The 263-nt window shown below is 51.0% G+C and carries 1 protein-coding gene; it reads right to left on the bottom strand.

Features of this window, described 5'->3' with window-relative positions:
• The coding region (gene lipB, locus CWC14_RS18780; RefSeq protein WP_138564387.1) for a lipoyl(octanoyl) transferase LipB at positions 1 to 256 on the bottom strand (256 nt) is incomplete at its 3' end.
• Positions 257 to 263: the final 7 nt, after the last annotated feature.

Below are 263 nucleotides of genomic sequence, written 5' to 3'. Positions count from 1 at the left end.
CCAGGTCGCGTACACCGATTTTCAATCGACGTAGGTTGAAAAGTACATACAGCATTTGCTGTCCTGGGCCGTGATAAGTGACTTGTCCGCCACGGTCTACTTTGACCACAGGAATGTCACCGGGCATTAGCAAGTGCTCGTCTTTGCCTGCTTGGCCTTGCGTAAATACAGGCTCATGTTCTACCAGCCAAATTTCATCGGCACTGGCCTCGTCACGGGTGTCTGTGAAGGTTTGCATTGCCTGCCAAATAGGCATGTATGAG

The organism is Pseudoalteromonas sp. S3260 (assembly GCF_005886925.1).
Taxonomy (GTDB): Bacteria; Pseudomonadota; Gammaproteobacteria; order Enterobacterales; family Alteromonadaceae; genus Pseudoalteromonas; species Pseudoalteromonas tetraodonis.
This window is presented reverse-complemented; position numbering and strand designations above follow the sequence as displayed.